Origin of the sequence: Streptomyces sp. PA03-6a, assembly GCF_033792765.1 — a bacterium.
Lineage (GTDB): Bacteria > Actinomycetota > Actinomycetes > Streptomycetales > Streptomycetaceae > Actinacidiphila.
The window spans coordinates 1-5788 of sequence record NZ_JARAVK010000389.1; the positions used below are offsets into that span (position 1 = coordinate 1).

The 5788-nt window shown below is 69.7% G+C and carries 5 protein-coding genes and 1 rRNA gene; all 6 read left to right on the plus strand.

Annotated elements, in window-relative coordinates:
• A 5S ribosomal RNA gene (gene rrf / locus PV350_RS43720) occupies window positions 1-92 on the plus strand; the annotation flags it as partial.
• Window positions 93-207: 115 nt separating this feature from the next.
• Window positions 208-816 carry a cardiolipin synthase ClsA gene (gene clsA, locus PV350_RS43725; RefSeq protein ID WP_026250929.1) on the plus strand — a complete coding sequence of 203 codons (609 nt, stop codon included), beginning with the start codon at window positions 208-210 and terminating at the stop codon, window positions 814-816.
• Between the two features lie 141 nt (window positions 817-957).
• Window positions 958-3453 carry a sugar phosphate nucleotidyltransferase gene (locus PV350_RS43730; protein WP_499510570.1) on the plus strand — a complete coding sequence of 832 codons (2496 nt, stop codon included), beginning with the start codon at window positions 958-960 and terminating at the stop codon, window positions 3451-3453.
• Window positions 3454-3547: 94 nt separating this feature from the next.
• Window positions 3548-4489: a DUF881 domain-containing protein gene (locus PV350_RS43735; RefSeq protein WP_499510569.1), complete on the plus strand. Its 942-nt coding sequence runs from the start codon at window positions 3548-3550 to the stop codon at window positions 4487-4489.
• A complete protein-coding gene (locus tag PV350_RS43740; protein ID WP_003984969.1) occupies window positions 4486-4818 on the plus strand; it encodes a small basic family protein in 333 nt (110 codons plus the stop codon). The genes PV350_RS43735 and PV350_RS43740 overlap by 4 nt, the downstream gene beginning before the upstream one ends.
• Window positions 4819-4825: 7 nt before the next feature.
• A complete protein-coding gene (locus PV350_RS43745; protein WP_500338939.1) occupies window positions 4826-5761 on the plus strand; it encodes a DUF881 domain-containing protein in 936 nt (311 codons plus the stop codon).
• Window positions 5762-5788: the final 27 nt, after the last annotated feature.

Sequence of the window (5788 nt, forward strand, 5' to 3'; positions counted from 1 at the left end):
CGCCCGGTTACATTCCGAACCCGGAAGCTAAGCCTTTCAGCGCCGATGGTACTGCAGGGGGGACCCTGTGGGAGAGTAGGACGCCGCCGAACAATTATTGAGCCCGTCGCCGGAGCCTCTTCTGAGGCCCGGCGGCGGGCTTTTTCATGCCCTGAGGTAAGGTCGGGTGGAATCATCCGAGCGTACGTTCAAGAGAAGGGGCCCCCGGTGGAGGTCCAGGAGACAAGGGTGCAGACGGATCGCGTCTTCACGATCCCCAACATCCTGAGCATGGCACGGCTGTTGGGCGTGCCCGTATTCCTGTGGCTCATCCTGTGGCCCGAGTTCGGCGGCCCGAAGGTCGACGGCTGGGCACTGCTCGTGCTCGCCCTCAGCGGCGTCAGCGACTACCTGGACGGGAAGCTCGCGCGCCGCTGGAACCAGATCAGCAGCCTCGGCAGGGTGCTGGACCCGGCCGCGGACCGGCTGTACATCGTCTCCACGATCATCGGCCTCACGTGGCGCGGGATCCTACCGTGGTGGCTGACGGCCATCCTGGTGGCCCGGGACGCCGTCATGGGCGTGATGATCCTGGTGATGCGCCGGCACGGCTGGGGTCCGCCGCAGGTCAACTTCATGGGCAAGGCCGCCACCTTCAACCTCATGTACGCCTTCCCGTTGCTGCTGCTGAGCGACGGCGACGGGTGGCTGAACACGCTCGCTGCTATTTTCGGATGGGCGTTCGCCGGATGGGGTACAACGCTGTATTGGTGGGCAGGGATCCTCTACGTGGTCCAGGTCCGCCGACTCGTCAGGGCGGACGCCACGGCCGATTGAGCCCGCGTACCCGGCAGGAGAGCCCTCCGGCCGGGTACCCCGCGCGTGACCGGCGGTCCGGGGGACCGCGACGGTCCGCGTGAGAGAGAGCACGGGTGACGTCGGCAAGACAGTCGTCTCTTTGAGGAGGACGCTTCCGACATGAAGGCCGTCGTGATGGCCGGCGGCGAAGGAACACGCCTTCGCCCGATGACCTCGAGCATGCCCAAGCCGCTGCTGCCGGTCGTGAATCAGCCGATCATGCAGCACGTGCTCAAGCTGCTCAAGCGGCACGGTCTGACCGAGACCGTGGTGACCGTGCAGTTCCTCGCCTCGCTCGTCAAGAACTACTTCGGTGACGGCGAGGAACTCGGCATGGACCTCACCTACGCGAACGAGGAGAAGCCACTCGGCACCGCCGGCAGCGTCAAGAACGCCGAGGACGCACTCAAGGACGATTCGTTCCTGGTGATCTCCGGTGACGCACTGACCGATTTCGACCTGACCGAGCTGATCAACTTCCACAAGGAGAAGGGTGCGCTGGTCACGGTCTGCCTGACCCGGGTGCCCAACCCCCTGGAGTTCGGGATCACCATCGTCGACGAGGAGGGCAAGGTCGAGCGCTTCCTCGAGAAGCCGACCTGGGGCCAGGTCTTCTCGGACACGGTGAACACCGGCATCTACGTCATGGAGCCGGAGGTCTTCGACTACGTCGAGCCCGACGTCTCGGTGGACTGGTCCGGTGACGTCTTCCCGCAGTTGATGAAGGAAGGCAAGCCCGTCTACGGCTACATCGCCGAGGGCTACTGGGAGGACGTCGGCACCCACGAGAGCTACATCAAGGCGCAGGCCGACGTCCTGGAGGGCAAGGTCGACGTCGACCTCGAGGGCTTCGAGATCTCGCCCGGCGTCTGGGTCGCCGAGGGCGCGGAGGTGCACCCGGACGCGACGCTGCGCGGTCCCCTGTACGTCGGTGACTACGCCAAGGTCGAGGCCGGGGCCGAGCTGCGCGAGCACACGGTGATCGGCTCCAACGTCGTCGTGAAGTCCGGTGCCTTCCTGCACAAGGCCGTCGTCCACGACAACGTCTACATCGGGCCGCAGACCAACCTGCGCGGCTGCGTCATCGGCAAGAACACCGACGTCATGCGCGCGGCGCGGATCGACGACGGAGCGGTCATCGGCGACGAGTGCCTGATCGGCGAGGAGTCGATCATCGCGGGCGACGTCCGGGTGTACCCGTTCAAGACCATCGAGGCCGGCGCCTTCGTGAACACGTCGGTGATCTGGGAGTCCAGGGGCCAGGCGAACCTGTTCGGCGCGCGGGGCGTCTCCGGCATCCTGAACGTGGAGATCACCCCGGAGCTCGCCGTGCGCCTCGCGGGCGCGTACGCGACGACGCTCAAGAAGGGCGCCACCGTCACCACCGCCCGTGACCACTCCCGTGGTGCCCGTGCGCTGAAGCGTGCGGTGATCTCGGCGCTCCAGGCCAGCGCGATCGACGTGCGGGACCTGGAGAACGTGCCGATGCCCGTGGCGCGGCAGCAGACCGCGCGCGGCAGCGCCGGCGGCATCATGATCCGCACGAGTCCGGGCATCCCCGACTCGGTGGACATCATGTTCTTCGACGAACGCGGCGCCGACCTGTCGGCGGCGGGGCAGCGCAAGCTGGACCGTGTGTTCGCGCGCCAGGAGTACCGCCGTGCGTTCCCCGGCGAGATCGGCGACCTGAACTTCCCGGCGAGCGTCTTCGACTCCTACACGGGCGCGCTGCTGCGGGCCGTGGACACCTCGGGCATCGCCGAGGCCGGGCTGAAGGTCGTGGTCGACGCCGCGAACGGCAGCGCGGGCCTCGTCCTGCCCAGCCTCCTCGGCCGGCTCGGGGTGGACTCGCTGACGATCAACCCCGGCCTCAACGAGGCCAGGCCCACCGAGACGGCCGACGGCCGGCGTGCGGGCCTGGTCCGGCTCGGGGAGATCGTGGCGTCCTCGCGGGCGGCCTTCGGCGTGCGCTTCGACCCGGTCGGGGAGCGGCTGTCGCTGGTGGACGAGCGCGGCAAGATCATCGAGGACGACCGGGCGCTGCTGGTCATGCTCGACCTGGTCGCCGCCGAGCGGCGCAGCGGCCGGGTGGCGCTCCCCGTGACGACGACCCGCATCGCCGAACAGGTCGCGGCATACCACGGGACGCAGGTGGACTGGACGACGACCTCGCCCGACGACCTCACCCGGGTCGGCCGGCAGGACACGACCATCTTCGGTGGTGACGGCAAGGGCGGCATCATCATCCCGGAGTTCAGCAGTGTCTTCGACGGCGCCGCGGCCTTCGTGCGGCTGATCGGCCTGGTGGCGCGTACCCAGCTCACCCTGAGCCAGATCGACGCGCGCATCCCGCGTGCCCATGTCCTCAAGCGGGACCTGGCGACGCCGTGGGCGGTCAAGGGCCTGGTCATGCGCCGGGTGGTCGAGGAGGCGGGGGACCGCAACGTCGACACCACCGACGGCGTGCGCGTGGTCGAGGCGGACGGGCGCTGGGTGATGGTGCTGCCCGACCCGGCCGAGGCGGTCACGCACCTGTGGGCGGAGGGGCCGGACGACGCCTCCGCGCAGGCACTGCTCGACGAGTGGTCGTCGATCGTGGACAGCGCCGGCCGCTGATCCCGCTCCGGCACCGGTTCACGGGCCCCTTCCGACGCGACGAACGGCGCGTCGGGAGGGGTCCGTTCGAGGTCGGTGGCACGGACATGCGACGATGTGCGGCATGTCGCAGCAGCACCCCGATCGGAGCAGCGCCCCTGGGAGGGCCGTGACCCGGCGCCCGGACGCCTCCATGTCGCTGCTGACGAACGTCATGGAGCACAGTCTCGACGACGGGTACGCCGAGGCCGCCGCCCGCCGGGGCGCCACGGGCACGTCCCGTCTGCCCGCAACGCTGCGGGGCCGGCTGGTGCTCGCACTGGGCCTGGTGCTGGCCGGCGTGGTGGTCACGATAGGCGCGGCGCAGACGCAGGTGGCGGCCCCGACGCTGGCCAAGGAGCGGCAGAAGCTCATCGACCGCATCGAGTCCGAGACCCGTACCGCCGACGAGCTGCAGAAGAGCGTGGACGGGCTGCGCGACGACGTGGCGGCCAAGCAGCGTCAGGCGCTCAACGACCGCGACGGTGACGCGGAGCGCGTGGCGCTCCTGGCCGGGGCGACGCCGGTCACGGGGCCGGGCATCGAGCTGGAGGTCAACGACGCCAAGGAGGCCTCGTCGGGCGGCGGCAGCGATCCGCGTACGACCAGTGACTTCACCGACACCGGCCGGGTGCGCGACCGGGACATGCAGCGCGTGGTCAACGGCCTGTGGGCGGCGGGGGCGGAGGCCATCTCCATCAACGGGCAGCGGTTGACGTCGTTGTCGGCCATCCGTGCCGCGGGTGACGCCATACTGGTCGACAACCGGCCGCTGGTTCCGCCCTACACGATCCTGGCGATCGGGGACCCGCAGAAGCTGAGCACGTCCTTCCAGGACGGTGCGGACGGGCAGTACCTGCACGTCCTGCAGGAGAACTACGGGATCCGCGCGCGCATCTCCGAGAAGGAGAAGCTGGAACTGCCCGCGGCTCCGAGCCTGATCATCCGCTCCGCGACCCCGGTCCCGTCGGCCGGGCCGTCGTCGAGCGCATCCGGAAATGGGAAGGGTACGAATTGATCGCCGTACTGGGCCTGATCGTTGGAGTGGTGGTGGGCCTGGTGGTCCGCCCCGTCGTGCCGACGGTGGTCGAGCCCTACCTCCCGATCGCCGTGGTCGCCGCGCTCGACGCCGTCTTCGGCGGTCTGCGGGCCATGCTCGACGGGATCTTCGACGACAAGGTCTTCGTGGTCTCCTTCCTGTCCAACGTCGTCGTGGCCGCGCTGATCGTCTTCCTGGGCGACAAGCTGGGGGTGGGTGCGCAGCTCTCCACGGGTGTCGTCGTCGTCCTCGGCATCCGCATCTTCTCCAACGCCGCGGCGATCCGCCGCCATGTCTTCCGGGCGTGACAGCACGATGAGTGACGAGAACGACCAGACGCCGGAGCGGCCGCGCCCCGAACTGCCCGCCGGGGCCGAGCCGCCGGCGCGGGAGCGGCCTGCGGCGCGCCCGGAGCTGCCCGCGGCCGGACCACCGGTGCCGGTTGCCGGGCCGTCGGACGCGGAGCAGTCCGCACACGGTCGGCAGCAGCCGCCGCAGGAATCGGGGGAACCGCGGGCAACGGCGTCCGGCGTGAGCGGCCGGCAGCGCCTCAAGGCGGGACTGTGGCCGCCGCGGGTGTCCCGGGCGCAGTTGATCGTCGCGCTGCTGCTGTTCGTCCTCGGTCTGGGCCTGGCCATCCAGGTCCGCTCGACCAGCGACACCAGCGCACTGCGCGGCGCCCGCCAGGAGGACCTGGTGCGCATCCTGGACGAGCTGGACAACCGCTCGCAGCGGCTCGGCGACGAGCGGCGGCGCCTCGAGGAGCAGCGCACCGAGCTGGAGAACAGCTCGGACCAGGCCGAGGAGGCCCGCAAGCAGACCGAGCAGAAGGCGGAGCAGCTCGGGGTGCTGGCCGGCACGGTCGCCGTCGAGGGTCCCGGCATCACGCTGACGATCAACGACCCCCAGGACGCCGTCGAGGCCGACATGCTGCTCGACGCGCTGCAGGAGCTGCGCGCCGCGGGAGCGGAGGCGATCCAGATCAACGACGTGCGGGTCGTGGCCGACACCTACTTCATCCAGGGGTCGGGCGGTGTGCAGATCGACGGGCACAAGGTCAGCGCGCCCTACCGCTTCAAGGTCATCGGTAATCCACAGGATCTTGAACCCGCCCTGAACATCCCGGGCGGCGTGGTACAGACTTTGGAGAAGGAGCAGGCCACAGCGGACGTGACGCGATCGGAGAAGATCGTTGTCGACGCCTTGCGGCCGTCGGAGCAGCCTGACTACGCTCAGTCGTCGACCCGGTGAGGCGGGGGCGAGTGGGGTTTGCGGGGG

Excerpts from the sequence above, each read along its gene's own strand:
- PV350_RS43730 (WP_499510570.1), top strand. The coding sequence starts at position 958 with ATGAAGGCCGTCGTGATGGCCGGCGGCGAAGGAACACGCCTTCGCCCG.
- PV350_RS43735 (WP_499510569.1), top strand. The coding sequence starts at position 3,548 with ATGTGCGGCATGTCGCAGCAGCACCCCGATCGGAGCAGCGCCCCTGGG.
- PV350_RS43745 (WP_500338939.1), top strand. The coding sequence starts at position 4,826 with ATGAGTGACGAGAACGACCAGACGCCGGAGCGGCCGCGCCCCGAACTG.